The 23599-nt window shown below is 70.7% G+C and carries 23 protein-coding genes and 4 pseudogenes; 15 read left to right on the forward strand and 12 right to left on the reverse strand.

Features of this window, described 5'->3' with window-relative positions:
- Window positions 1–101: 101 nt before the first annotated feature.
- The 3 genes from ACWD6R_RS31755 to ACWD6R_RS31765 form a co-directional block, all read right to left on the reverse strand.
- Window positions 102–692, reverse strand: a complete 591-nt coding sequence (locus ACWD6R_RS31755; RefSeq protein ID WP_451821860.1) for a GNAT family N-acetyltransferase — start codon at window positions 690–692, stop codon at window positions 102–104.
- A gap of 78 nt (window positions 693–770) precedes the next feature.
- A complete protein-coding gene (locus tag ACWD6R_RS31760) occupies window positions 771–2012 on the reverse strand; it encodes a GAF domain-containing protein (RefSeq protein ID WP_451821889.1) in 1242 nt (413 codons plus the stop codon).
- Window positions 2013–2304: 292 nt separating this feature from the next.
- A complete protein-coding gene (locus ACWD6R_RS31765; RefSeq protein ID WP_451821861.1) occupies window positions 2305–3942 on the reverse strand; it encodes an acyl-CoA dehydrogenase family protein in 1638 nt (545 codons plus the stop codon).
- Window positions 3943–3959: 17 nt separating this feature from the next.
- Here ACWD6R_RS31765 and ACWD6R_RS31770 point away from each other — a divergent pair, with 17 nt between their 5' ends.
- Both ACWD6R_RS31770 and ACWD6R_RS31775 read left to right on the forward strand, forming a co-directional pair.
- Window positions 3960–5135, forward strand: coding sequence for a YihY/virulence factor BrkB family protein (locus ACWD6R_RS31770; protein WP_451821862.1), 1176 nt, complete (start codon window positions 3960–3962; stop codon window positions 5133–5135).
- A gap of 188 nt (window positions 5136–5323) precedes the next feature.
- Window positions 5324–6067, forward strand: coding sequence for a DUF6597 domain-containing transcriptional factor (locus ACWD6R_RS31775; RefSeq protein ID WP_451821863.1), 744 nt, complete (start codon window positions 5324–5326; stop codon window positions 6065–6067).
- Here the strand turns inward: ACWD6R_RS31775 and ACWD6R_RS31780 are convergent.
- Window positions 6004–6450, reverse strand: coding sequence for a VOC family protein (locus ACWD6R_RS31780; protein WP_451821864.1), 447 nt, complete (start codon window positions 6448–6450; stop codon window positions 6004–6006). The genes ACWD6R_RS31775 and ACWD6R_RS31780 overlap by 64 nt on opposite strands.
- A 103-nt stretch (window positions 6451–6553) precedes the next feature.
- On the opposite strand from ACWD6R_RS31780, the gene ACWD6R_RS31785 reads away from it, so the two are divergent.
- On the forward strand, window positions 6554–6703 hold the full coding sequence (locus ACWD6R_RS31785; protein ID WP_451821865.1) for a hypothetical protein: 150 nt from the start codon (window positions 6554–6556) through the stop codon (window positions 6701–6703).
- Between the two features lie 301 nt (window positions 6704–7004).
- Here the strand turns inward: ACWD6R_RS31785 and ACWD6R_RS31790 are convergent, their stop codons facing one another.
- From ACWD6R_RS31790 to ACWD6R_RS31800, 3 genes are all read right to left on the reverse strand, one after another.
- Window positions 7005–8597 (reverse strand): 3-hydroxyacyl-CoA dehydrogenase, encoded by a 1593-nt coding sequence (locus tag ACWD6R_RS31790; protein WP_451821866.1) that lies wholly within the window; start codon window positions 8595–8597, stop codon window positions 7005–7007.
- Window positions 8598–8659: 62 nt separating this feature from the next.
- On the reverse strand, window positions 8660–9436 hold the full coding sequence (locus ACWD6R_RS31795; protein WP_451821867.1) for a CoA-transferase subunit beta: 777 nt from the start codon (window positions 9434–9436) through the stop codon (window positions 8660–8662).
- 32 nt (window positions 9437–9468) lie between these two features.
- Window positions 9469–10386 carry a CoA transferase subunit A gene (locus tag ACWD6R_RS31800; protein ID WP_451821890.1) on the reverse strand — a complete coding sequence of 306 codons (918 nt, stop codon included), beginning with the start codon at window positions 10384–10386 and terminating at the stop codon, window positions 9469–9471.
- Between the two features lie 167 nt (window positions 10387–10553).
- Between ACWD6R_RS31800 and ACWD6R_RS31805 the strand changes: the two genes are divergently transcribed.
- Together ACWD6R_RS31805 and ACWD6R_RS31810 are read left to right on the forward strand one after the other, a co-directional pair.
- Window positions 10554–11465 (forward strand): LysR family transcriptional regulator, encoded by a 912-nt coding sequence (locus ACWD6R_RS31805; protein WP_451821868.1) that lies wholly within the window; start codon window positions 10554–10556, stop codon window positions 11463–11465.
- Window positions 11466–11566: 101 nt separating this feature from the next.
- Window positions 11567–12796: an acetyl-CoA C-acetyltransferase gene (locus ACWD6R_RS31810; protein ID WP_451821869.1), complete on the forward strand. Its 1230-nt coding sequence runs from the start codon at window positions 11567–11569 to the stop codon at window positions 12794–12796.
- A 279-nt stretch (window positions 12797–13075) separates the two neighbouring features.
- On the opposite strand, the gene ACWD6R_RS31815 is transcribed toward ACWD6R_RS31810, so the two are convergent.
- Window positions 13076–13666 (reverse strand): TetR/AcrR family transcriptional regulator, encoded by a 591-nt coding sequence (locus ACWD6R_RS31815; protein ID WP_451821870.1) that lies wholly within the window; start codon window positions 13664–13666, stop codon window positions 13076–13078.
- A 115-nt stretch (window positions 13667–13781) separates the two neighbouring features.
- Between ACWD6R_RS31815 and ACWD6R_RS31820 the strand changes: the two genes are divergently transcribed.
- The 3 genes and pseudogenes from ACWD6R_RS31820 to ACWD6R_RS31830 all read left to right on the forward strand — a co-directional run.
- Window positions 13782–14903, forward strand: coding sequence for an ABC transporter permease (locus ACWD6R_RS31820; protein ID WP_451821871.1), 1122 nt, complete (start codon window positions 13782–13784; stop codon window positions 14901–14903).
- The gene (locus ACWD6R_RS31825) at window positions 14900–15592 is read left to right on the forward strand and encodes an ABC transporter ATP-binding protein (RefSeq protein WP_451821872.1); all 693 of its coding nucleotides are present in this window, start codon (window positions 14900–14902) and stop codon (window positions 15590–15592) included. The genes ACWD6R_RS31820 and ACWD6R_RS31825 overlap by 4 nt, the downstream gene beginning before the upstream one ends.
- An 81-nt stretch (window positions 15593–15673) precedes the next feature.
- A pseudogene (locus ACWD6R_RS31830) lies at window positions 15674–16054 on the forward strand (site-specific integrase); the annotation flags it as partial.
- Window positions 16055–16339: 285 nt separating this feature from the next.
- On the opposite strand, the gene ACWD6R_RS31835 reads toward ACWD6R_RS31830, so the two are convergent.
- Together ACWD6R_RS31835 and ACWD6R_RS31840 are read right to left on the reverse strand one after the other, a co-directional pair.
- The gene (locus ACWD6R_RS31835) at window positions 16340–16951 is read right to left on the reverse strand and encodes a DinB family protein (protein ID WP_451821873.1); all 612 of its coding nucleotides are present in this window, start codon (window positions 16949–16951) and stop codon (window positions 16340–16342) included.
- Between the two features lie 342 nt (window positions 16952–17293).
- The gene (locus ACWD6R_RS31840) at window positions 17294–17932 is read right to left on the reverse strand and encodes a FadR/GntR family transcriptional regulator (RefSeq protein WP_451821874.1); all 639 of its coding nucleotides are present in this window, start codon (window positions 17930–17932) and stop codon (window positions 17294–17296) included.
- Between ACWD6R_RS31840 and ACWD6R_RS31845 the strand changes: the two are divergent.
- Window positions 17874–18236: pseudogene (locus ACWD6R_RS31845) on the forward strand (ABC transporter permease); the annotation flags it as partial. The gene ACWD6R_RS31840 and the pseudogene ACWD6R_RS31845 overlap by 59 nt on opposite strands.
- A pseudogene (locus tag ACWD6R_RS31850) lies at window positions 18233–18406 on the forward strand (dihydrodipicolinate synthase family protein); the annotation flags it as partial. The pseudogenes ACWD6R_RS31845 and ACWD6R_RS31850, both read left to right, overlap by 4 nt.
- A 79-nt stretch (window positions 18407–18485) precedes the next feature.
- Here ACWD6R_RS31850 and ACWD6R_RS31855 read toward each other — a convergent pair.
- Window positions 18486–19355: a chaplin gene (locus ACWD6R_RS31855; protein WP_451821891.1), complete on the reverse strand. Its 870-nt coding sequence runs from the start codon at window positions 19353–19355 to the stop codon at window positions 18486–18488.
- 457 nt (window positions 19356–19812) lie between these two features.
- Here ACWD6R_RS31855 and ACWD6R_RS31860 point away from each other — a divergent pair, with 457 nt between their 5' ends.
- The 5 genes from ACWD6R_RS31860 (at window position 19813) to ACWD6R_RS31880 (ending at window position 22631) form a co-directional block, all read left to right on the forward strand.
- Window positions 19813–20223 carry a rodlin gene (locus ACWD6R_RS31860; protein WP_451821875.1) on the forward strand — a complete coding sequence of 137 codons (411 nt, stop codon included), beginning with the start codon at window positions 19813–19815 and terminating at the stop codon, window positions 20221–20223.
- 297 nt (window positions 20224–20520) lie between these two features.
- Window positions 20521–20754 (forward strand): chaplin, encoded by a 234-nt coding sequence (locus tag ACWD6R_RS31865; RefSeq protein ID WP_451821876.1) that lies wholly within the window; start codon window positions 20521–20523, stop codon window positions 20752–20754.
- A gap of 439 nt (window positions 20755–21193) precedes the next feature.
- Complete coding sequence (locus ACWD6R_RS31870; protein ID WP_451821877.1) at window positions 21194–21484, forward strand: hypothetical protein; 291 nt, start codon at window positions 21194–21196, stop codon at window positions 21482–21484.
- 377 nt (window positions 21485–21861) lie between these two features.
- A complete protein-coding gene (locus ACWD6R_RS31875) occupies window positions 21862–22110 on the forward strand; it encodes a hypothetical protein (RefSeq protein WP_451821878.1) in 249 nt (82 codons plus the stop codon).
- A 119-nt stretch (window positions 22111–22229) separates the two neighbouring features.
- A complete protein-coding gene (locus ACWD6R_RS31880; protein ID WP_451821879.1) occupies window positions 22230–22631 on the forward strand; it encodes a rodlin in 402 nt (133 codons plus the stop codon).
- A gap of 132 nt (window positions 22632–22763) precedes the next feature.
- Here ACWD6R_RS31880 and ACWD6R_RS31885 read toward each other — a convergent pair.
- Window positions 22764–23265, reverse strand: a pseudogene (locus ACWD6R_RS31885) (DUF5949 family protein).
- Between the last annotated feature and the right edge of the window lie 334 nt (window positions 23266–23599).

The following is a 23599-nucleotide window of genomic DNA, read 5'->3' on the forward strand; positions in this document are numbered from 1 at the left end:
CCTCGCGGCGTTGTCGTCCATCACCATGGCTCAATCCTCCGCCTTGCGATGCACGCACCCCAGCCCCGCTCCTTCACCCACCCCCCAATTGCCGGCCGGTCTTACCGCTGCGCCCCCGGCCACGGTCCCGGCGTGGTCACCTCCGGCTCCAGCTCCACCTTCGTGTCGAAGAGCCGGAACCCGCGCTGCAGGTAGTTGTCCATCGCGTGCGGGCCGTCCTTGGAGCAGGTGTGCAGCCACACCCGCTTCGTCGGCGTCCGCTCCGGCCAGCGCTCCGCCAGGTCCCAGGCGCGCGCGGCCCCGTAGGCGAGCAGGTGGCCCCCGATCCGGCGGCCGCGGAACGCCGGGATCAGTCCGAAGTACATGATCTCGACGACGCCGTCGTCCTGCGGGTCCAGTTCGATGTACCCGGCCGGGGTCCCGTTCTCGTACGCCACCCAGGTTTCCGCACCGGGCCGGTTCAGCGCCTCCTGCCACTGCGCGTACGTCATCGAGAGCCGGTCGGTCCACTGGATGTCGCCCCCGACCGCCGTGTACAGGAACCGGCTGAACTCGGGCAGCGGCACCGCCGACCGTACGATCCGGATGTCGCCCTCGGGGGCTGCGGCGGGCCGCAGGTCGTCGGGGGAGGTCTGTTCCAGGGACCAGACGGTCATCTCGGCGGCGGCAGCTGTGGGTTCCGTGTTGCTCATGGCTGTCAGGGAATCATGCCGTGCAGCTCTGGCCAAAGCCTGTCCCGCGGTACGGACTGGAGGACTCCGGCTCTCCGGTCACTCCGTCGTACGGGCCCTCACCACCATCGGAGCCGTCGAGTGCGGCAGCAGATCGCCCGGATGCTCAGGGTGGATCACCTCCACCTCGACGCCCTCGCCGAAACGGTACGGGCGGTGCGCCAGCACCTCGGCCAGGTGGCGCCGCATCCGCGAGATCTCGGCCCGGACCGTCACGGTCCGGGTCGCATCGCCGAAGATGTCCTCCGCCAGCTCGGACGCCGTCCGCCCCTCGCGGTGCAGCGCCAGCGCGTACAACAGCTCGGCATGGCGCGGCGAGAGCCGCTGGGTCCAGGTGCCGACCGGGCCCACCACAGTGACCACGAGACCGCGCGGCCGGCTCAGGTCGAGGACCACCCGGCGCGGCGGACCGTCCGACGGACCGTCCGCCACCTGTACGAGCCAGCCGCTGGGCAGTGGTTCCACCCGGCACATGCCGAGCGACGGCAGCCACACCCGGCCCGGCTGCAGCGACTTCGGCAGCGGCAGCCGGTCCGCCGGCGGCATCCCGGTGACCGCCGCCAGCCAGCCGTGTGCGTCCACCGCCATCGCCCGGCCGCCCAGCCGGGCGAGCAGCGGCGCGGCCACCGACCGCAGCCGGTCGATCGCGATCAGGTGCCGGGTCCGGATCTCGTTCTCGGCGAGCCGGGCCACCGAACCGACCAGGGCGAGCGTCGTCGGATGGAAGGTGGACGCGGGCCCGCTGATGTCGACGATGCCCATCATCCGGCCGTCCCGCGGGTCACGGACCGGGGCCGCCGCGCACGTCCAGCTGTGCAGGCTGCGGACGAAGTGTTCGGACGAGTGGACCTGCACGGAGGCGCGCCCGGCGAGCGCCGTACCGATCGCGTTGGTGCCCGTGACGGTCTCGGACCAGGCGGCGCCCTCCTCCAGACAGATGCCGTCGGCCCGGCGCAGCACCCCCGGATTGCCCTGCCGCCACAGCACCCGGCCCTCGGCATCGGTGACGACCACGATCTGCTGCGCGGCGTCGGCGATGGAGACCAACCCTTCGCTGAGCAGCGGCATCACCTCACCCAGCGCCGAACTCCGACGCCGGTGCTCGATCTCGTCCAGCTCCAGCAGCACACTCTCCGTGGACTGCTCGGAATCGACGCCACTGCGCAGCACCCGCTCCCACGAGGCAACGATCTCGGCCCGCGGCGCGACCGGCATCCGGTCGCCCGGCTGCTTCGCCTCCCGGGCCTTGTGGAGCAGGCGCGTGGCCCGGTCCGAGTCCATGTCCGCCAGCCGTGTCACCTCGGCAGCACGTGTCTCCACTGTCGACATTCCCCCAGATACGAGGACCGTGTTGGCGGCCCACGGGTCCCATCCTGCCGTTGTGGGGTTCCCGATACCGCGCACTCCACACAAAGGTTTGCAACCCTTTGCAACTCTGGCGGGGACCCACAGGTGCGTACGAGAGTGGCGTAACACCGCACGGCGGAGCCTGTGCCCCGCTGCTCGGTGCGCACAGCATGGAGGGTGGTGCCGTGTCGGCGCAGCACCACCCTCCGTCGCTGTTCCGGGCGGATCAGTGCGCGACGGGCCGTGCGCGCTCCACGATCGACGCCAGGTCCAGACTGTGCGGCAGCGTCCCGAACGCCGCGCCCCAGTCCCCGCCCAGCCGCGACGCACAGAACGCGTCGGCGACCTCCGGCGGCGCCCAGCGGACCAGCAGCGAACCCTGCAGCACCAGCGCCATCCGCTCGACGAGCCGACGGGCCCGCGCCTCGATCCCGTTCAGATCGGCGAGCTCGGTCAGCATGCCCTTGATCGCCCCGTCCAGCCGGTGATCGGCACCGCGCGCCCTGCCGACCTCCTGGAGGAACGCGTTCAGCGCCTGCGGTTCACGCTGCAGCGTCCGCAGGACATCCAGGGCCTGTACGTTCCCGGAGCCCTCCCAGATCGAGTTGAGCGGCGCCTCGCGCAGCAGCCGCGGCATCCCGGACTCCTCGACGTAACCGTTCCCGCCCAGGCACTCCAGCGCCTCGCCCACCATGGGTGTGCACCGCTTCGTCACCCAGTACTTCGCCGTGGGCACCGCGATCCGCAGGAACGCGGCCTCCGCCTCCGTACCGGCGTCGTACGCGGCGGCCAGCCGCAGTGCCAGGACCGTCGCCGCCTCGGACTCCAGCGCCAGATCGGCCAGTACGTTCCGCATCAGCGGCTTCTCGATCAGCACCCCGCCGAACGCGCTGCGGTACGTGCAGTGGTGGACCGCCTGTGCCGCCGCCTGCCGCATCAGCGCCGCCGAACCGGTCACACAGTCCAGCCGGGTCGCCGCCACCATCTCGATGATGGTGCGGACCCCGCGTCCCTCCTCGCCGACCCGGCGTGCCCACGTCCCGTCGAACTCGACCTCGCTCGACGCGTTGGACCGGTTGCCCAGCTTGTCCTTGAGACGCTGGATCGCGAACACGTTGCGGGTGCCGTCGGGCAGCACCCGGGGCAGCAGGAAGCACGTCAGCCCGCCGGGTGCCTGCGCCAGCACCAGGAAGCCGTCGGACATCGGCGCCGAACAGAACCACTTGTGCCCGGTGAGCAGATACTCGCCGTCGGCGGACAGCGGCTCGGCCCGTGTCGTGTTGGACCGCACATCGCTGCCGCCCTGCTTCTCCGTCATGCCCATCCCGAAGAGCACACCGGCCTTCTGCGCGGCGGGCCGGAGCCCCCGCTCGTACACCGACGACGTCAGTCGCGGCTCCCACTCGGCGGCCAGCACCGGATCGGTCCGCAGCGCGGGCACCGCCGCGTGCGTCATCGACAGCGGGCAGCCGTGCCCGCCCTCGGCCTGCGTCCACACCAGGAACCCGGCCGTGCGTCGCACATGGCCGCCGGGCCGCCCCCAGGCGTTCGTCAGCCCCGCGCCGACCGCGTGCCCGAGCAGCCGGTGCCAGGACGGGTGGAACTCCACTTCGTCGATGCGATGCCCGTACCGGTCATGGGTGCGGAGCCTCGGCGGATTCTCGTTCGCCTGCGTGCCCCACTCCTGGACCTGCGCGGACCCCGCGGCCCGGCCCAGGTCGTGGAGCTCCTCGCGCGCCCCCGCGAGCCGTTCGGGCGCGAGATGCCGCTCCACGGCCTCGGTGAGCGCGCGGTCGGCCGCGAAGACGTCGTAGCCGACCAGCGGCGGGACCTGATTGGACACGGTGTGGGTGGTGGCTGCCATGCCGATACGGTAAGGATGTGCAGGCAGCAAATGAAACACCCGAGCGGCCACCGGGTCGGCTCCACCGGGCCCGAGTCCTCTACCGCAACGTATCCAAGCGGCAGATGGTCTGGCAGTTGCTCAAGGACACCGTCAACTCGTGCATGGAGTACCGCATTCTGGGACTCGCGGCCGAGGCGGCGTTCTTCACTCTGCTGTCCCTGCCGCCCCTGCTGCTCGGCCTGATCGGACTGCTGGGGTACGTCGACGACTGGACCAGTACCACCACGGTCGCCTCCATCGAGCGCAATATCCTCAACGCGGCGCAGACGGTCCTGTCCGAGCGGGGCGTCAACGACTTCGCGAAACCGCTCCTGGCGGACGTCACGACCGGTGCCCGGCCCGATGTCATCTCGATCGGTTTCGCGATCGCGCTCTGGTCCGGGTCCCGCGCCGTGAACGTCTTCATCGACACGATCACCGTGATGTACGGCCTCGACGGCCAGCGCGGCATCGTCAAGACGCGGCTGCTCTCCTTCCTGCTGTACATCGTCGCGCTGCTGCTCGGCGCGGTCGTGCTGCCGCTGCTGGTGGTCGGCCCCGACCGGGTCGTGGAGTTCATCCCGTGGGGCACGGAGGTCATCAGCGTCCTGTACTGGCCGCTGGTGATCCTGCTGTCGATCGCGTTCCTGACGACGCTCTACCACGTGTCCGTGCCGGTCCGTTCGCCGTGGATGGAGGACGTGCCGGGCGCGCTGGTGGCGCTCGCCATGTGGGTGGTCGGCAGCTTCCTGCTGCGGATATATCTGACCAGTACGGTCGAGGGGCCGACGATCTACGGGTCGCTGGCCGCCCCGATCGCCGTGCTGCTGTGGATCGGCATCTCCGCGTTCGCGGTACTGGTGGGGGCGGCGGTCAACGCCGCCATCGACCGGGTGTGGCCGTCGGTGGCGACAGCGGCGGCACGTGCGGCCAACGACCGGGCGCGGGCCGCCCAGGCCGCGGAGTTGGTGGCGCGGACGAAGGCGGAGTGTGACGAGGACGGTGACAGTCCCTATATGCCGTCCGAGTTCCCGGAGCGGTGGTCACGGTTCCTGCCGCCGGACGATGTGAAGTCCCGGCTGCTGCAGCCGAGGGGCGAGAAGGACATCGCCAAGGGCCCGGCCAAGGAAGCGGAGCGGGGGATGAAGGGGTCCCGGGAGTCCCGTTCGTAGCGGGGACAGCCCTTACGGCCCCCCCACGACAGGGACTGAGCTCCCGGCGTCATGCGACTTTGCCTGCGGCGTTGTCGTCAGTCACCGACGCTCCGCGTCGACTTTGTCCTCCGCCTTGCCGTCGAAGCCGCATGACGCCGCTCGCTGATCCACTCCCTGTCGTGGAGGAGGGCCGTTAGCGTGGAGCCATGGGCGACACGTACGAGGAGCGGGAGTCCCGGTTCGACGGGGCGATCGTCTGGACCCGGCAGGTGCCGGAGGGACCTGTCCGGCCCGTACTGCCCGACGGCTGCATGGACCTGCTCTGGACCGACGGCCGCCTGCTCGTCGCCGGGCCCGACACCCATGCGTACGAGCCCGCCGGTGCGACCGGCGGGCGGTTCACCGGCATCCGGTTCGCCCCCGGCATCGCCCCGGCGCTCCTCGGTGTACCGGCGGACGAACTGCGTGACCAGCGGGTCGAGCTCGCCGATCTGTGGCCGGCCGCCCGGGTGCGGGTACTCGCCGAGCGCATCGCCGATGCCGCCGACCCCGCCGCGGCCCTGGAGTCCGTGGCGCTGCGGCGGGCGGCCGAGACCGGGCCGGCGGACCCGCTGATGCGGTCCGTCGCCGTGCAGCTGGCGCGGGGCCGGTCCGTCGCCGACACCGCGCACACGGCCGGTCTCGGCGCCCGTCAACTGCACCGCCGTTCCCTGGCGGCCTTCGGCTACGGGCCCAAGACCCTGGCCCGGGTCCTGCGGCTGCAGCGCGCGCTCGCTCTCGTACAGTCCGGAACGCCGTACGCCGGGGCGGCGCTCGCGGCGGGCTGCACCGACCAGGCGCATCTCGCGCGGGAGATTCGCGAACTGGCCGGTACGACCCTGACCGCCTACTGCGAGGCGTTGGCGAACAGCGACACCGCGCAGCCGTCCGGGTCGAGGACCACCGCGTAACGCTGCCCCCACACGGCGTCCCACGGCTTCAGATGGCCCCGGTACCCGGCGCCGGTCAGATCGTCGTACACCGCGTCCACCTCCGCGGGACCGTCGCAGCGGAACGCGAGCCCGACCCGGTCGCCGCCCCGCGCGCCGGACCACTCGGGGTCGTAGGAGCGGATGACGTCCTCGGTGTCCCACATGAGGCGCTGCCCGCCCGGCAGGGTCACTTCGACATGGGGTGCGGAATCCGCCTCGGCCGGGATGTCGAGCCCGAGCCGGCGGTAGAAGGCGAGCGATGCGGCCAGATTCGCGGTCGTGATGCCGATCGCGTCAAGTCGTGGAGTCATGGTCCGAACGTAGAACGGACACGCGCCACGGGTCTTGTACGAATCGGTCATGCCCTTGCCCGGCTGCGGGGGCGCCGGGACGGGTGGCCTAGATTTTCGGTGACGACCAGGGGGTTCGACCAGGGGGAACGAAGGGGACGCGGGGATCGAGGAGATGGGACGGGGAAGAATTCTTGCGCAGGCGCCGCTGGCGGTGGCCTGCGGGCTGATGGCGTGGCAGGTGTGGCTGCTGTTCCACGTCAGCTCGACCGAGGTGTCGCGCGTGATGTGGAGCTGCGACGACTTGATTCGGCTCGCGGGCTGAGAGCCTGTCGGGTGACCTCTGATCGGGCGGCCACGCCCTGGCACGCACGCTTGCCGAAATGCCCTAGTAGCTCCTTCCCCAAGCTCTCAGCTTCGTTCGAGCAGGGGAGACCCCATCCGAGGGCTTTCCGGCGCCTTGGAATCGCACGCACCAGACCGCGTCCGCTTTCCGATCGAAGGTCACCCGACAGGCTCTGAGGCGCGAAAATCGGTTGAGCCGGCGGCGCTCCGGACGGTGGGATGACCGCCCGGACCGGGTGAACGCCGCCCTGCACCACCTCGACGAACTCGTGGCCCGACCTTTAGGGGGTGTCCGGCCCTGATTCGCCGGACACCTCTTCACGCGTCTCGTGGTCCAGGCAGTCGGCGGGCACCGTGCCCGGGTCCGCCAGCGCCAGACCGAGCTGGGCGCGTTCGGTGACCCAGCGGGTCGGGCGGTGACGCGGGTCGCCGGTCGTCGTGTGCAGCGACCGGTGCAGCCGGAGCATCCGGTCCGCGCCGATCCGGTCCCCCCAGGCCAGCGGCCCGACCGGATAGCCGAGACCGGTGGTGACAGCGAGATCGATGTCCGCCGGGGTGGCGAGGGAACGCTCGGCGATCGACGCGGCGACGGAGACGATCGAGGCCAGCAGCCGCTGCGCGACCGAACCCGCCGTGTCCCGTACCACCGACACCGCGTACGGCTCGCCGCCGTCCTCCGCCGCCCGCGCCAGCACCGCGCGGGCATCCCGTGCGGCAGCTGGGTCCGCCGCCGGGGTCACGGCCAGCACCCGGCGCTTCCCGACCGCGGCCAGCGGGTCCGTGCCGAACGTGCGCCCGGCGGGCAGTCCGTGCGCGGCGACCGCGGCGGCCACCGTCGTACCCCAGACCGGGACCAGCACCAGCGCATCGGTGGACGGCTCCGCACCGCTCTCGACGACGGCGCCTGCCGCGGTCAGCGTCCGCCGCAGTGCGGTCGCGTCCGGCTCCGCCGCGCCCCCGACCACGTACACCGGGCGGTCCGCATCCCCCGTGACCGGCGGCTCCGGAACCGGGGCCGGCGCGTCGGGGCCGTACGCGAACCAGCCGCGCCCGGTCTTGCGGCCGTGCAGTCCCGCGACCACCCGGTTCGGGGTGAGGTAGGAGGGGCGGAGCCGGTCCGCGTACCGGAAGCCCTGCCAGATCGAGTCGATGACGGCAGCCGTCACATCCAGACCGGTGAGGTCCATCAGCTCGAACGGGCCCATCCGCAGGCCGAGCACGTCCCGGGCGATCCGGTCGATGCCCGCCGGGTCGGCGACCGACTCCTCCAGCAGTGCGAGCGCCTCGGTCACCAGGCCGCGACCCGCGTGGTTCACCAGGAAGCCGGGCGTGTCGGCGACCGTCACCGCCCGGTGGCCGCAGCCCTCGACGAGTGCGGTGAGCAGCGGCGGGATCTCCGGACGGGTGGCCGCGCCCGGCACGATCTCGACGATCTTCATCAGCGGCACCGGGTTGAAGAAGTGCAGCCCGGCCAGGCGCGTCGGGTCCTTCAGCTCCGCGGCGATCCGGGTGACCGACAGCGAGGAGGTGTTGGTGGCGAAGACCGTCGAGGCGGGCAGCGCCCGTTCCAGCAGGCCGAAGACCTCCGCCTTGGTGGCGAGATCCTCCCGTACCGCCTCGATGACCAGCTCGCAGTCCGGTCCGTCCGCCCACGGGTCATCCAGCGGAACCAGCCGCTCCACAGTGGCGGCGGACTCCTCGGCGGAGAGCCTGCCCTTCTGCACGGCGCGGTCGAGCATGGACCGCACGAAGTCGACGGCGGCCGTCACCGCCTCCGGGCGTACATCGCACAGCTCGACGGTGTTTCCGGCGCTCGCAGCCCACTGGGCGATGCCGCGGCCCATGGCTCCGGCGCCGACGATCCTGATACGCATGGCGGTTGGGGTCCTCTCGGTGGTGCTGTCGGTGGGCGGGTCGGCTGGGACCTGCCCGGAACTCAACGAAGATAGACGCGCTCGGGGTCGACGTCCTCGCGCAGCAGCCGCAGCTCGGCCGCGGTCGGCGGCTCCACGGTCGCCACCGTGTCGGCGACCTCGAGATCCCAGCCGGTGGCCGCCCGTACCTGCTCGACGGTGACGCCCGGGTGGACGGCGACCAGCCGCAGCTCCTCGCCGACGCCCGCGCGGGCCAGGATGCCCAGTTCGGTGATGACCCGGGTGACACCGGCGCCCAGCGGCCTGATGCCTTCGGCCAGCGCGCGGTCGGGGCCCGGGGTGGTGCAGAAATCGAGCGTTTCGGCGAAGGAACGCGGATTGTGGCGGCGCATCACCACGAAGACCTCGCGGGAGTTGGCCATCACCTCGACACCGCCGCCCGAGCCGGGCAGCCGGACCGACGGACTGTCCCAGTCGCCGATCACGGACGTGTTCAGACTGCCCCACCGGTCGATCTGCGCGGCCCCGAGGAACCCCACGTCGATGTGGCCACCCTGCAGCACACAGCCGAACAGGGCGGGCATCGACAGAACCGCTTCGGCGCCCGTGATCAGGACCGCGTCGGCGATGGTCTCCGGCAGGTGCGAGGGGTGGGCGCCGCAGACTCCGGACTCGTAGACGACCTCGATCTCCGGGGCCACCGTCAGATGCGCCAGTTCGGTGGCGAGCGTCGGCAGGCCGATCCCGGCGAACACGGTGCGGCGCGCGGCCAGTTCGCGGGAGGCGACGACGGAGAGCAGCTCCGACGAGGTGATGGTGTCCGGTGCGGTGGTGGTCATGAACCGTTCCTTCTCGTGTCCCGTTTCCGTACTCACAGTCGGCGTCCGTAGTTCACCGGCCGGCTGAGCGCCTCGCCGACCGCCAGCCCCGCCCAGAACTCCTTGCCGAGCTTGTCGACGTACTCGGCGTGGTCGGCCGTCCCGCGCACCCACTCGTTCAGCCACTCCTGGAGCCGTTCCGGATCCTTGCTGATGTGCGACCAGGTCCGGTAGAAGGCGTTGTCCCGGTCGTAGTACCCCTGCGCGAAGGACGGGTGGGCGCCGCGCGGGCAGGCGACGACCGCGTCGACCGCGTGGGCGGGGACGAGCGTACGGTTCGGGTCCGAGCGGATCACCTCGTCGTCGACGATCTCCTCCACGACGACGATCGCCTTGTCCGCCGCGTACACCGCTTCGGCCTGGATGCCGGTCAGGCCCCATATCTGGGTGTTGCCGCTCCGGTCGGCGCGCTGCGCGTGGATGATCGTCACATCCGGGTTGACGGGCGGGACGACATAGATCTGCTCGGTCTCGCCGTCCGGCCCCGGGTAGGGCGAAGTGACCTTCCGGAGATCGCTGTTGACGGACGGGAGATCGCTGCCGCCGTAGCTGCGCAGCGGATAGAACGGCAGCCGTTGGGAACCGGCGAGATAACGGCAGATCATCCCGTAGTGGCTGTACTCCTCGAAGGCGAGCAGTGCCGGGTCGCCGGTCTCGATGCGCCGCCGCAGTTCGCCGAGCGAACCGGCGGAGGAGTTGCCCACGAAGGATGAGACCAGTCGTGAGACGCAGCCCGCGGCGATCATCTGGTCCACCACGATGTCCGCGGTCATCCGGACGACGGTGAGGTCCCGGCGGCCCTGGCGGATGATCTCGTGGCCCGCGGCGGTCGGGATCAGGTGGGTGAAGCCTTCGAGGCAGACGGTGCCGCCGTCGTGGACGAAGGCGGCGATCGCCGCCTTCATCGACATCGTTTTCTCCCTGCGGTCCGTCGTGGCCACGGTGCTCCTCTGCCGGTGCGTGCGCGTCGTCCCACCGTGTCAGCGGCTATTGATTGCTGTCCAATACCAAATTAAGGTCGCATCGAGACGATCGATTAATGAATCCGGTCCGGGGGCCGGTGAGTGGAGGGCCGGGTATGGAGTTGCGTCATCTGTCCGCGTTTGTCGCCGTGGCCGAGGAGCTGCACTTCGGCCGGGCCGCCAAGCGGCTGCAGATGGCCCAGCCGCCGCTGAGCCAGCAGATCCGCCGGCTGGAGAAGGAGCTGGGTGTCCAGCTCTTCGAGCGCAACACCCGGTCGGTGCGGCTCACCAGCGCGGGGGAGTCCTTCCTGCAGCCGGTGCGGACCATCCTCGACGACCTCGACACCGCGGTACGGGCCGCCAAGGCCGCCGGGCGCGGCGAGTACGGCCGGGTCAGCATCGGCTTCGCGGGCGCCTCCAGTCACGAGACGCTGCCGCTCCTCACGAGGGCCGTGCGCGCCGCCCACCCCGCACTCGAACTGGTCATGAAGGGGCAGACGTACGCCAATGTCGCCCTCGACAGGGTCGCCGACGGATCGCTCGACCTGGGGTTCATCCGGCTGCCGGTGACCCAGCCCGGCGTGGCGTACCGGGTGATCGACGAGGAGGAGCTGGTGTGCGCACTGCCCTCCGACCACCGGCTCGCCCAGCTGGACAGCGTCCCCATAGGGGTCCTCGCCGAGGAGCCCTTCGTCTCCTTCCCCGCCAACACCGGCTCCACCGTGCGGGACGCGATGGTCGGGGCCTGCGAGGCGGCCGGGTTCAACCCGCGTGTGGTGCAGGAGGCCCCCGACTCGTACACCATCCTGGCGCTCGTCGCCGCGGGCGTCGGCGTGACGCTCACGGTCACCTCCGTCCAGCACATCCAGCAGAACGGGCTCGTCTACCGGCCCCTCTCCGGGCCGCCCATCCGGCTCCGGGCGGCGCTGGCCTGGCGGGCCGACAATCCGTCCGCCGCTCTGCGGGCGGTGCTCGCGGTGGCGGAGGACGCCCTGCCCACGCCCGTGCACCCGGCCGCAGCCGATTGAGACGCGCAACGTCTTGAACCAGGGCGAAGTGGATATTGGACCGACTCAGTCGCGGGGTGCGAGGGTCGGCGCACACACCCTCGCCACCGGAAGGTCCCGCCGTGCCCGACCAGCAGCTCGACATCGTCATCTGTGAACCGCTGCGCACGCCCATCGGCCGCTTCGGCGGGGCATTCGCCCAGCAGACCCCGGCCGCACTCGCCGCACGCGTCATCGCCGAGATCGTCGCCCGCACCGGCGTCGACCCGGCCGCCGTCGACGAGGTGATCCTGGGCCACGCCTACCCGTCCTCCGAAGCCCCCGCCATCGGCCGGGTCGCCGCCCTCGACGCCGGGCTCCCGGAATCCGTGACCGGTGCGCAGATCGACCGCCGCTGCGGCTCCGGGCTGCAGGCCGTGCTCGACGCGGCGATGCAGATCCGGGCCGGCTTCAGCGAGGTCGTGATCGCGGGCGGCGTCGACGTGATGAGCGCCGCTCCGTACTACACGCACGACGGCCGCTGGGGCATCAAGGGCCCCGGCCTGCAGCTCCACGACTCGCTGGCCCGCGGCCGGGTCACCGCGGGCGGCGTCAACCACCCGGTCCCCGGCGGGATGATCGAGACCGCGGAGAACCTGCGGCGGGAGTACGGCATCAGCCGCGCCGACCAGGACGCCCTCGCCCTGCGCTCGCAGCAGCGCGCCGCCCGCGCCGCGGCGCAGCGGCGGTACGACGGGGAGACCGTCCCCGTCACCGTACGCACCCGCAAGGGTGAGACGACCGTCACCGCGGACGAGTACCCCCGCCCCGACACCACCGCCGAACAGCTCGCCGCGCTGCGGCCGATCATGCTGAAGTCCGACCCGGACGCCACCGTCACCGCGGGGAACGCCAGCGGTCAGAACGACGCGGCCGCCGCCTGTCTGGTGACGAGCGCGGCGACCGCCGAACGCCTCGGGCTGAACCCGCTGGTCCGGCTGGTCTCCTTCGCGCGAGCCGGAGTCCCGGCCGCGACGATGGGCATCGGGCCCGTCCCGGCGACCCGTGCAGCCCTGGCCCGCGCCGGACTCACCCTGGCCGACCTCGACCTGATCGAGCTGAACGAGGCCTTCGCCGCCCAAGTGCTCGCCTGCACGCGTGAACTGGGACTCGGCGACATCGACCACGAGCAGCGGATCAACGTCAACGGCTCCGGAGTCTCCCTGGGACACCCCGTCGGTGCCACCGGCGCCCGCATTCTCGCCACGCTGACCCGCGAGCTGCACCGGCGCGAGGCCCGGTACGGCCTGGAGACCATGTGCATCGGAGGCGGACAGGGCCTCGCCGCCGTCTTCGAACGCATCGTGGCCTGACGCGCACCCACGGCAGCCGATCGGCAGTGAGATGCTCAGCGTCTCACTGCACCGGCAATTCAGAGCCCCAGCCACGACGAGCCGGCAACGGAACCGGTCTCCGTACCGCGCACCGCCACGGCCTGCCCCCACCCCTGTGAGATGAGATACGGAGGCCGGCCGCCATGCCGCTGACCGTGAACGGCATCCCGGACATCCTCGCGCTGAGCGGGCGCGGTCTCAGGGTGCGCGAGGACGTCGCCGACGGCCACCAGGACCCCGGGGTCACCTGGGCACCCCTCACGCCGAGGCGGCGCTCCCCATCACGGCGGCAACCGCCATCCGCACGGCCCGCCCCGTCACCGCCGTCGCGTCGTCCCCCGACTCGATCGCCGTCGTGGCGGCATTGACGATCCCCTGAAGCAGCACCGCCGTACGCCGCGGATCGTCATCCCCCAGCTCCGCCAGCGCACCTGTCAGCGGAGTGAGCAGCTCCCGGTGCGCCTGCGCCGCGCTCTCCCTCACCACGGCCACATCCCGGACCCCGGCCAGCGTCTGGGCGATCCGGTGCTCGCCGCTGCGTACCAGCTCCAGTTGCGACGTCACATACGCGGCGATCTTCTGCTCCGGCGTGGCGGCCGCCGACATGCCCGCCCTGATGGCGGACGTCCAGCGCGGCATCGCGTCCTCGACGACCGCGGCGAGCAGCTCGGGGCGGCCGGGGAAGTACTTGTAGACGCTGTTACGGGCGAGGCCCGTGGCCTTGGCGACCGCCGTGAAGGTCACCGCTTCCGCGTCGCCGCCCTCCAGCAGTGCACGTGCCGCCCGCACCAGGGCCAGCCGCTGCTGGGCGTGGTGCTCGGCGACCGTAGCGGCGCTGATCTTGGGCACCGGCCCAGTCTAGAAGGCCGACCGGCCGTCAGGGGACCCACTTGGGGACGGCGCGTCGCCATCATCTATCTTGGCGACGCACCGTCCCTAACATCGATCCTCGAAGGGAACCGCCGTGTTCCTCGCACTGCTGGAGCTGCGCGCAGCCCGTGGCCGCTTTCTGCTCATGGGGTCCGTCGTGGTGCTCGTCGCCGCGCTCGTCGGCATCGTCTCCGGCTTCACCACCGGCCTCGGCGACGACACCGTCTCGGCCCTGCGCCGCCTCCCGGCCTCGCACCTGGTGTTCTCCTCCGACGCCCGGTCCGACCAATTCGCCCGTAGCCTCCTCGACGACCGGGCGGCCGCCGCCTGGCACCAGGGCGCTGACGCCGACACGACCCCCCTGGGCGTCTCCATCACCCGCGGTACGACGGACCGCGGCGCCGAGGTCGACCTCGCCGCCTTCGGCGTCGAACCCGGCTCCTTCCTCGCCCCGTCCGTTACCGCGGGCAAGGGCCTCGACCGCACCGCCGCCGACAGCATCGTGATCTCCGCCAAGCTCGCCGACGAGGGGGTACGGGTCGGGGACACCCTCGTCATCGACCGGCTCGGCATCCGGCTGCACGTCACCGGCCTCACCGACCGTTCCAGTTACGGGCATGTTCCCGCCGCCTACGTCCCGTTGACCACCTGGCAGCGCATCCGCTTCAGCACCCCGGGCGCCCCGGCCTCCGCCACCGCCACGATCCCCGACCGGTTCAGCGCCCTGGCCGTGCGCGATGCCGGCGGCGCCTCGTTCGCCGCCCTCGACCAGCGGCTCTCCACCACGACGCTCACCAGGGAGAAGGCGTACGAGGCGGCCCCCGGCTACACCGGCGAACGCGTCACGATGAACTCGATCCAGGTCTTCCTCTACCTGATCGCCCCGCTGGTCGTCGGCGCGTTCTTCGCGGTGTGGACCGTGCAGCGCCGGCCCGAACTGGCCCTGCTCCGCGCCCTCGGCGCCTCCCGCAGGCGGCTGCTCGCCCACACGGTGCTCCAGGCCGCGCTGGTTGTCGTCCTCGGCACCGCGGCGGGCGCCGTCCTCGCCGCAGCCGTCGGGCTGCTGGTCGGTGAGCAGGTGCCGTTCAGCCTGCCCGCCGCCACGCTCGCCGTCACCATGTGCACCGTCGCCGCCGTCGGCCTCGCGGGCACCGCCCTGACCCTGCGCCAGGTCACCTCCGCCGACCCACTGACCATGCTGGGAGCCAACCGATGAGCCTCGAACTGACCGGCGTCACCGTTGAATTCGGTCGCGCCGACGCCCATACCACTGTCCTCGACGGCCTCGACGTCACCTTCGAGCCCGGCTGTACGACCGCGCTCGTCGGCCCGTCCGGATCAGGCAAGTCCACCCTGCTCGCCGTCGCGGGCGCCCTGCTGCGGCCCACCGCCGGCCAGGTCCTGCTGGACGGCGAGGACCTGGCGACCCGCACCGACGCACAGCGTGCGGCGATCCGCCGCGAACGAATCGGCTACATGTTCCAGAGCGGCAATCTGCTCTCCGGGCTGCCCGCCGTCGAACAGCTCCTCGCCGCCGTGTACATCAGCGGCAGGCGCCCCCGCGCGTACCGTGCCCGCGCCGAGGAAGCGCTGACCGAGGTCGGCCTCGGCCACCGCCTGCGCCACCGCCCGGAGGAGCTCTCCGGTGGCGAACGCCAGCGCGTCGCCCTGGCCCGCGCACTGTTCCTCGCGCCGAAGTTGCTGCTGGTCGACGAACCGACCGCGGCCGTCGACCGCTCACAGGCGGGCGAACTGGCCGCTCTCCTCGCCGACCGCACCCGCCGGGACCGGTGCGTCACCGTCGTCGCGACCCACGATCCGGCAGTGGCGGAGGCAGCCGACCGGATCGTCGACATGGCGGAGCTGACCGGTGCGGCGCGGGCGCCGGTGTCCGGCGGCCGCTGAAGGAACACCCGCGTACGTGCTGCCCGCGGACGGGGCAGTGCGTACGCGGGTGCCGCCACCTGTCCGACGGGCGCGACCGTCACCGCCCGGCTTCTGCCCCGCCTACTGAAAGGCCGCACCCGCGGCCCGGTGTTCGTCACCCACCGCCGCCCAGGGCCGGGCAAAGTCATCAGCCCCCGCGACGTCAGTCCTGACACCGGCCTGGCTCGACTGTCCTACGGCCAGGCCCGCGCCCTTCTGGACGAGCACACCGCGGTGCGCGGGCCCGGAACGGGCTGGGACCTGCACGAGTACCGCCACTCCTCGCTCACCCACCTGGGCGAGCAGGGCGCCTCACTGCTGATGCTGATGGCCAAGTCCCGGCACAAGAAGCCAAAGAACGTCCGCCGCTACTTCAAGCCGTCCCCCGCGGCGATCGCCGAGCTGACCAGCTTGCTCGCGTCTGGCGACAGCCGCCGCTGACAGCGGACGTGACGAAGCCCTGGGTTGTACTTGAGTTCTAGTGGTCGTCGCAACACCCCAGCTCAGGGGATGCGATGGACTTCGAGATCCGGGAGGACCGGCACCGGAAGGGGCGCCGTCTGACGGGGCTTCGTCTGCGCCAGTGATCGGACGCTTCTCGTTCGGCAGGTGGGGGTGATGCTGCTCCTTGGAATTCCCCACCTGGTGCTCCGTGGGCGACCAAACCTGCTCAGTTGATCTCCCGACCCTATGAGTGATCTTGATCGGTGTGTCGGGGTGCAGTGATCATTGGCCTACTCGGCCGTCGATCCGCTCGCGCAGGAGGTCGGCGTGGCCGCAGTGCCGCGCGTACTCCGCGATCTGCGCCACCAGGACGTCGCGAAGCTGCTCGTTCCCACCGGCTTCGGGGCCGAGGTCGGAGAAGCCGGCGTTCCGGGTGCCGAGGTCGGTGACGCCGGCCAGGAACCGGTCGGTGAGTTCCACCTCTGCCCGCCACTGTCGCCAGGCGTCCTCCATGACCGCAGGGTCGGCGATCGCGCCGTTCCAGTCGCCGTCGCGGTCCTCGTCGGTGCGGTACAGCTTCGGCGCGTCCTCGCCGGCCATCACCCGGCGAAAGTGTCGTTCCTCCTCGACCATGTGCCGCACCAGCCCGAGCAGGGACATCGTGGACGGCGGTACGGAGCGCCGGGCCATCTGTTCGGCGTCCAGGCCCGCGCATTTCATTTCCAGGGTGAGGCGGTAGTGGCGCAGGTTGTCGAGCAGAATGCTGCGTTCGTCGACAACATCGACATCGGTCTCGCGTGGGTCGTCGTCCGGATCAACCCACATATCAGGATAGATGGTTGACTGCGTCCACCGAGTCGCCGCTGGTTCATTGATGTGCTCATCCGAGTTCATGTGGGCATCGTCGCCCGCGTCGACACTGTCCGCCACTAAATATTGGGAATCTGCGTCAGCCGGCGGCCGGCCAACCGCGTCCCGCCTACGCGGCGTCCACTCGTGCTCCCCACCGCGCAGTCCGCGGGCAAATAGCCCGTCCACGGCATGGAGGAGCCCTCGCGGGATGGTGTGGGGGAGTGGCGTACTGTGCGCCAGGATCAGAGCAAGACAGAAGACGTCTGATGTCCTGTCGGCTCACGGAGCCCAGGCACCACCGCAGCACTCGTCAAGGGCCCGCCGGGCCAGGCCCCGCGAGCGGCAGGGCCTGGCTCCGTTCCCCGGTGGACGTCGGCGCCCCGGTCAGTCCACGGCTGCCGCGTCGCGGGCGCGGGCCTCCGAGATCCGCCGCCTGACCGGCGCGTAGTGCTCGCCCAGCGCCTTCATGAACCCGGCGATGTCACCGGCCCGCGCGGCGTCCACGATGTTCTGGTGGGCGGCGATCGTCGCCGTCTCGTCGGCATGCGTGAATCCGTCGAGATGCGGCGCGACGATCGCGTACACGTCCCAGAAGGCCATCGACAGCTGGCCGATCAGCTGATTGCCGAGCGGTGCCACCAGCAGCGCGTGGAACGCCCGGTCGGCTTCCACGAGGCCGTTCCCCTGCTGCGCCCCGGTCGCGCGCATGGTGGCCACCAGGCCTTCCAGCGAGTCGAGCTGCTCCGGGGGCAGCAGTGAGACGATCCGGTCGGCCATCCCGCGTTCGAAGAGCTCGCGTACGTCGACGAGGTCGGCCATCACCTGGAAGCCGTCGTCGGCGGAGAACAGACCGCGGAAGGTCAGGCTCTCCACCAGGACGGACAGGCTCAGCCGGCCGACGTATGTGCCGTGCCCGTGGCGGACCTCGACGATGTCCAGCGCATTGAGGATCTTGACGGCCTCGCGCCTCGGTTCGCTCGCCGCGACCTCCCACAGGCTCGGCGACGAGTCCGTCATGCGCACCCTCGACGTCGTGATGTCGTTCCCGCCGATCGCACTGGCCGCCGTCCTCCTCGCGGTCTTCGGTACCAGCATCCCGGCGATCATCTTCACCATCGCGTTCGTCTGCACCCCGTCGCCGGCCCGCGTGGTCCGCGCCAATGTGCTGTCCCAGTACGGCGAGGACTACGTCGCCGCCGAGAAGGTCATCGGCGCCCGCCGCGGCTACATCGTGCTCCGTCATGTCGCCGTCAATTGCATGGCCCCCGTCATGGTGTTCGCCACCGTCATGGTCGCCGAGGCGATCATCTTCGAGGCGAGCCTCGCCCCGGCACGGCCTCCGCCACCGCCGCCGGCCTCGGGGCGTTCAAGACGGCGCTGATGCTGCGCGGCATCATCACCACCAATGTGATGAGCCCGCCGATGCGCCGCCTGGACGCCGCGGAGACGGTAAAGATCGCCGCGTGCCTGGAACGCGCCGGGCTGTCCCACCTCTGACGGGCCCTCCCTACGGAAACAGGTCCGGTAGGACAGCCGAAGCCGTCCTACCGGACCTGTCCGCCATCCAGCTGTTACGTCACTTCTGCCCGGCGCGGGCGCGACGCATCAGCACCGTGCCGCCGAGCAGCAGGGCGACGCTCGCTCCGGCCGCCAGGCCGAGGTCGGCGGCCCCGGTGTGGGCCAGTTGCGAGCCGGGGGAATTCGGGGTGCGCGGCACTGTCGTATCGGTGACGGGCACGGTGGTGGTGGGGGGAACGGTGGTGGGGGGAACGGTGGTGGGGGGAACGGTGGTGGGGGGAACGGTGGTGGGGGGAACGGTGACGGGGGGAACGGTGACGGGGGGAACGGTGACGGGGGGCACCGTGACGGGCGGCACGGTGACAGGGGGAACGGTGACGGGGGGCACGGTGACGGGCGGCACGGTGACAGGGGGAACGGTGACGGGGGGCACGGTGACGGGCGGCACGGTGACAGGGGGAACGGTGACGGGGGGCACCGTGACGGGGGGAACGGTGGTGGGCGGTACTCCCGTTGACGGCCGGTCCACGTTGGCGCACCCGTTGCCGGACGCGGGGTTCAGCGCACCGACGACATCGACGGAGTTGCCGCAGGCATTGACCGGGATATCGACAGGAGCCTGGATCAGGTTCCCCGACAGCACCCCGGGGGAGTCGCTGGTTGAACCCTCGGCGCTCGCGCCCCGGGTTCCGTTGTCGTCCGGACCGCTGTCGGTGTTCTCGCACCCATTACCGAAGGCCGGGTTCAGCAGCCCGACCACATTGACCGTGTTGCCGCAGAGGTTGACGGGAACGTGCACCGGCACCTGCACGGCATTGCCGGAGCCGACGCCCGGCGAACCGGCGGCCGTGCCGTCGGCCGAGGCATCCGCGAACGCGTAGCCGCCGGCCGCAGTCAGGATTCCTGACGCCGCCGCCATGACGATCATGCTTTTACTCAAGGCTTTTCGCATTGGGTGCCCTTTCTTAGGACATCGTGCGCGGGCGGAATGCCCACATTTCTCTCACTAGGCGGTGGCAGTTACCGCCCGGGACTGCCGCCCCGACGGTTCTCCATGTCCGTGTTCGGCAAGCGGTGGTCGCGTCGCGGCGGAATCGGCGAATCTCTGCCGTACGCGTTCCGGAAGTGCGCTTGTCGACAGTCGTAACGATGGGGAATTGGTGAAGGAAACTCGAAAGTCCGCGGGAATTGTGTGACCACCCGGACGGATGACGCACGCGTGTTCTCCAGCCCGTTGTTCAGGCGGAACTGCGGGTTTCTGGGCGTGCTCTCGTACGGGTGTCCGTGACGTCCTGGCATTCGGGTGAATGAAGAGAACCAAACGCCCTGCCCCGAGTTGGGCAGGGCGCTCCGACACGGGGCGTCAAGTATGAGAAGGGTTCGTCGTGATCAAGAGGGTTCTGGCCACGGGCGCCGTCGCCGCCTCCATTGTCGGCATCTCGGCCACGCTCGCTCCGCAGGCGATGGCCATCGGCAATGACACCGGCACCACGTCGGTCAACGGCAACGGCGCCTCGCAGTCCTTCGGCAACTCCGAGACCCGTGGTGACTGGAGCCCGCAGTTCGGGCTGGTCCAGGGCAGCCTGAACAAGCCCTGCGTCGGCCTCCCGGCCAAGGTCAACGCCGGTTCGCTCCTCGGTGTCGTCCCGATCGCGGTCCAGGACGTCAACGTCCTGTCCTCGCCGCAGAACCAGCAATGCACCGAGAACTCCACCCAGGCCAAGGGTGACGAGCCCCTGTCGCACATCCTGGACAACATCCCGGTGCTCTCCGGCAACGGCGCTTCCAATAGCTGATCCAGCCGCACCGAACTGGCCCGGGCCGCCGGCGTTCCTCCCCTGCGCGGCCCGGGCCTGCTGCTGCCCGCCGCTCGCTCGGCGCATCGGGGATGCCGGATGATTCCGGCGGTGGCGCCGGGCGATCGGAGCATTGCGTCATTCGGGCGGATTTCCGCGAATTCTCTCTCTGGAGAGTTTCGCGCACAGACTTACATCGTTACGAATTACAGTGGCGGAGTTACGAGCGATCAGGACAGCGCTCGTGCGGCACGAAAGTCGTGACCGCTCCGGACTCCGTCAAAGAAAGGGATGAAAGTGAAGTACACCAAGGTTGCCGCCATCGCCGCCGGAACGCTGATGGCGATCGGTGCCGCTACGCCCGCCTTCGCCGACTCCGGTGCCGATGGTGCCGCTAACAACTCCCCGGGCTTCATTTCCGGCAACGTCATCCAGGTTCCGATTCACGTTCCGGTCAACGCCTGCGGCAACACCCTGAGCGTGATCGGTCTGCTCAACCCGGCCTTCGGCAACGCCTGCATCAACAGCTGACCGCTGTCGGCCGAGCCCCGTGCTCATTTCCGGTTCGCCCCGGATCGCATCTCCTGCGATCCGGGGCGTTCCTCTTTTCTGCGTTCTCCGTCCCGGAGGGTACGCGGCACTGCTCGGCTGCGGCGGAACGATCGGAGACATTCCACCGGCCCGGGGCGCGGAGCGCCGGCGGCTGGAGGCTGACACCCGGACAGCTGCGCAGAACGGAGCACCTGACAGTGCACCACTGATTCCGCCACCAGAACCCCGACAACACCCGTTCCGGTGATTAGTCATGCAATCGATCGAATGTTCCGGCAGAAAAAGGAGACCGCGCAGTTGCCCGGCCGGAACCGGATCGTTACCCAGGGCGAAAGCGGCAGAAGTCACAGGTAAAGAAGGCTTGTGCGGTGCGGGGACGCGACCGAAACAGATGCCGCCGCAGAAGGGAACCCGAAAAGTGAAGTACGCGAAGACAGCTGCGTTCCTTGCCGGTTCAGTGGTTGCGCTCGGAACGGCTGCTCCCGCCTCCGCCGTTACCACCGCCACGGCCCCCGGTTTCAGCCTCGACGGCGGCGTCAACCAGGTGCTGGAGGCGGCGCCGCAGGGTGTCGACCCGATCGTCGACACCGTCAGCGGCGCCACCGGCCCGGTGCAGAAGAAGGGCACCGTCACCAAGGTCGCCGGTCAGGCCGCCGGCGCAGCCCAGGACGCCGCGCCGCTGCTCGGTGGCGTGCGCCTCGGCGGCTGATCCGTCGTAAGGCGGAAGTTCCCCCGCCCATGGGCAGCGTTCGCATTTCTCCGCTGTCGATGCCGCATGGTCCTGTCCGGCAACGGCACCACCAACGGCTGAGCCGTACCGTTCCGGACGCTCCTCGCCGGGCCCTCGACGATTCCCCGGACGCTTCGCAGGGGCGGCGAGTCCGCCATTCCGCAGCGCGTGACACAGGACCCGCAACACCCGTGGGGCCGGTCCGTCCACGCGGCAGCCGATTCCCGGCGGCCCGGACGCACTGGCCCTTCGTCCTGTCGCCGGGCAGCTGCCCGAACACCTCGTTGGAGGGGAGTACTGGGCCGGTTGCCGCAGTTGCGGCGGCCGTCACCCGTCGAACCGGGTACAGGCGTCCCATGGACCAGTACGACAGCCAACGCCCGTGGGGCCGGCACCGGCACACGGAGGACGACACCCCGATCTACGACCGCCTGCTCGCCGAATGGCAGGCGGCCCGGCGGGACCGGGCACCGCGTCCCGAGCCGGGTCCGCCCCGCGCGCGGGACCGGGACCGGGACCGGGCACCGCGTCCCGAGCCGGGTCCGCCCCGCGCGGACGGGCTCGTGCCCGCCGCGCGCACCTCCTGCGAGGACCTCGGTGAATGACCTCGAAGCGTCGAACTCATTCCGGATGGAACCCATTTGAGTGGTACGGCGGAACCGACGCTTCCGCAACCGGTTGATCAGTACGTTCCCCAACGGGACGCTCTGAAAGGTGAAGCCTGATGAAGAAGACGATGGCCGGCGCAGCAGTGGCCGTGTCCCTGGTCGGCCTGTCGGCCCCCGCGGCGATGGCGATCGGTAACGACCAGGGCACCACGTCGGTCAACGGCAACGACGGTCAGCAGGCGTTCGGCAACAGCGTCACCCAGGGCGACCACAGTCCGCAGGCGCAGCTCGTCCAGGGCTCGCTGAACAAGGCGTGCGTCGGCCTGCCGGCCAAGGCCAACGCCGGTTCGCTCGTCGGCGTGCTGGTGCCCGTCGCGGCTCAGGACGTCAACGTCCTGCACTTGCCGCAGAACCAGCAGTGCGCCGAGAACTCCACGCAGGCCAAGGGTGACGAGGCGCTGTCGCACATCGTGGACGACATCCCGGTGCTGTCGGGCAACGGTTCCCTCAACAACTGACGCCTCGTGATGTGCGGGCGGCCGGGGCCGAGCCCCGGACCGCCGGAACTCCCGTGTTCGTACGGGGCCGCACGCGCCGATGCCCACCACTCCACGGGGGTGGTGGGCATCGGGCGTACCCGGGCGTACGGGTCAGCCCAGGGAGCGCACCGGCAGGACGCAGCGGGCGGAGGTCATGATGACCTCCTCGTCGGCGGCGAAGGAACGCAACAGCTCCTCGCTCACGGGGCGGCCGGGCACTGCTTCCGGCCACGGGCGGGTGGCGAACATCGCGTACGTCTCGCCCTGCTCGCGTGCCGCGGCCAGCCACTCCGGTGGCACGGGGTACTGCGCGGTGAAGTGAGGAAGCGTCAGCACCGCCTGGCCGGCCTGGACAAGGAGCTTGACCGGGAGGCCAGGTGTCTCGGCGGCGCGTACGAGACCGGCGCCGACCGGCAGTCCGCTGCGCTGCAGGGCCACACGCAGGGCGGCCTCACCGGCGGCCGGGCCGTCCGACCCGTCGCCCAGTGAGTAGGACGAGCAGGAAGGCGACATCGTGTCCGCCCTCGGGGGGTTCGCCGCTCCACCCGATCAGGGAGAGCGTGCCCAACTGGGCCGGTGCGAACGTGCCGATGGCGGTCCGGGGTGAGGTCATGCTCGGCACCCTAACGGCCGCGGACCGGTCGCTGTCCATGCGTATCACCTGATCGAGGGAGATCTACGGATATCTCCGACGTGGGTGCCGGACCGGGCCCGCCGCGCGCATCCCCCCGGATGGCCGGATCGAAATGTGTTGACGCCGGCGGGTGGTCCCGGGCTATCGTGTGCAGCGTTCCGGACGGCGGGCATGAACCGCCGGTGTCGGCCCCGTGCTTGGACCAGGAGGTGAGGACATTGATGACTGTCGCCGCGGTGGGCGCTGCCCACAACCCGAAGAGCATCGTTCTCACTCCCGTGGTCGCCGGCTGACCTTCTCCGTACCTTCTGCG

Source organism: Streptomyces sp. NPDC005151, from assembly GCF_053599875.1.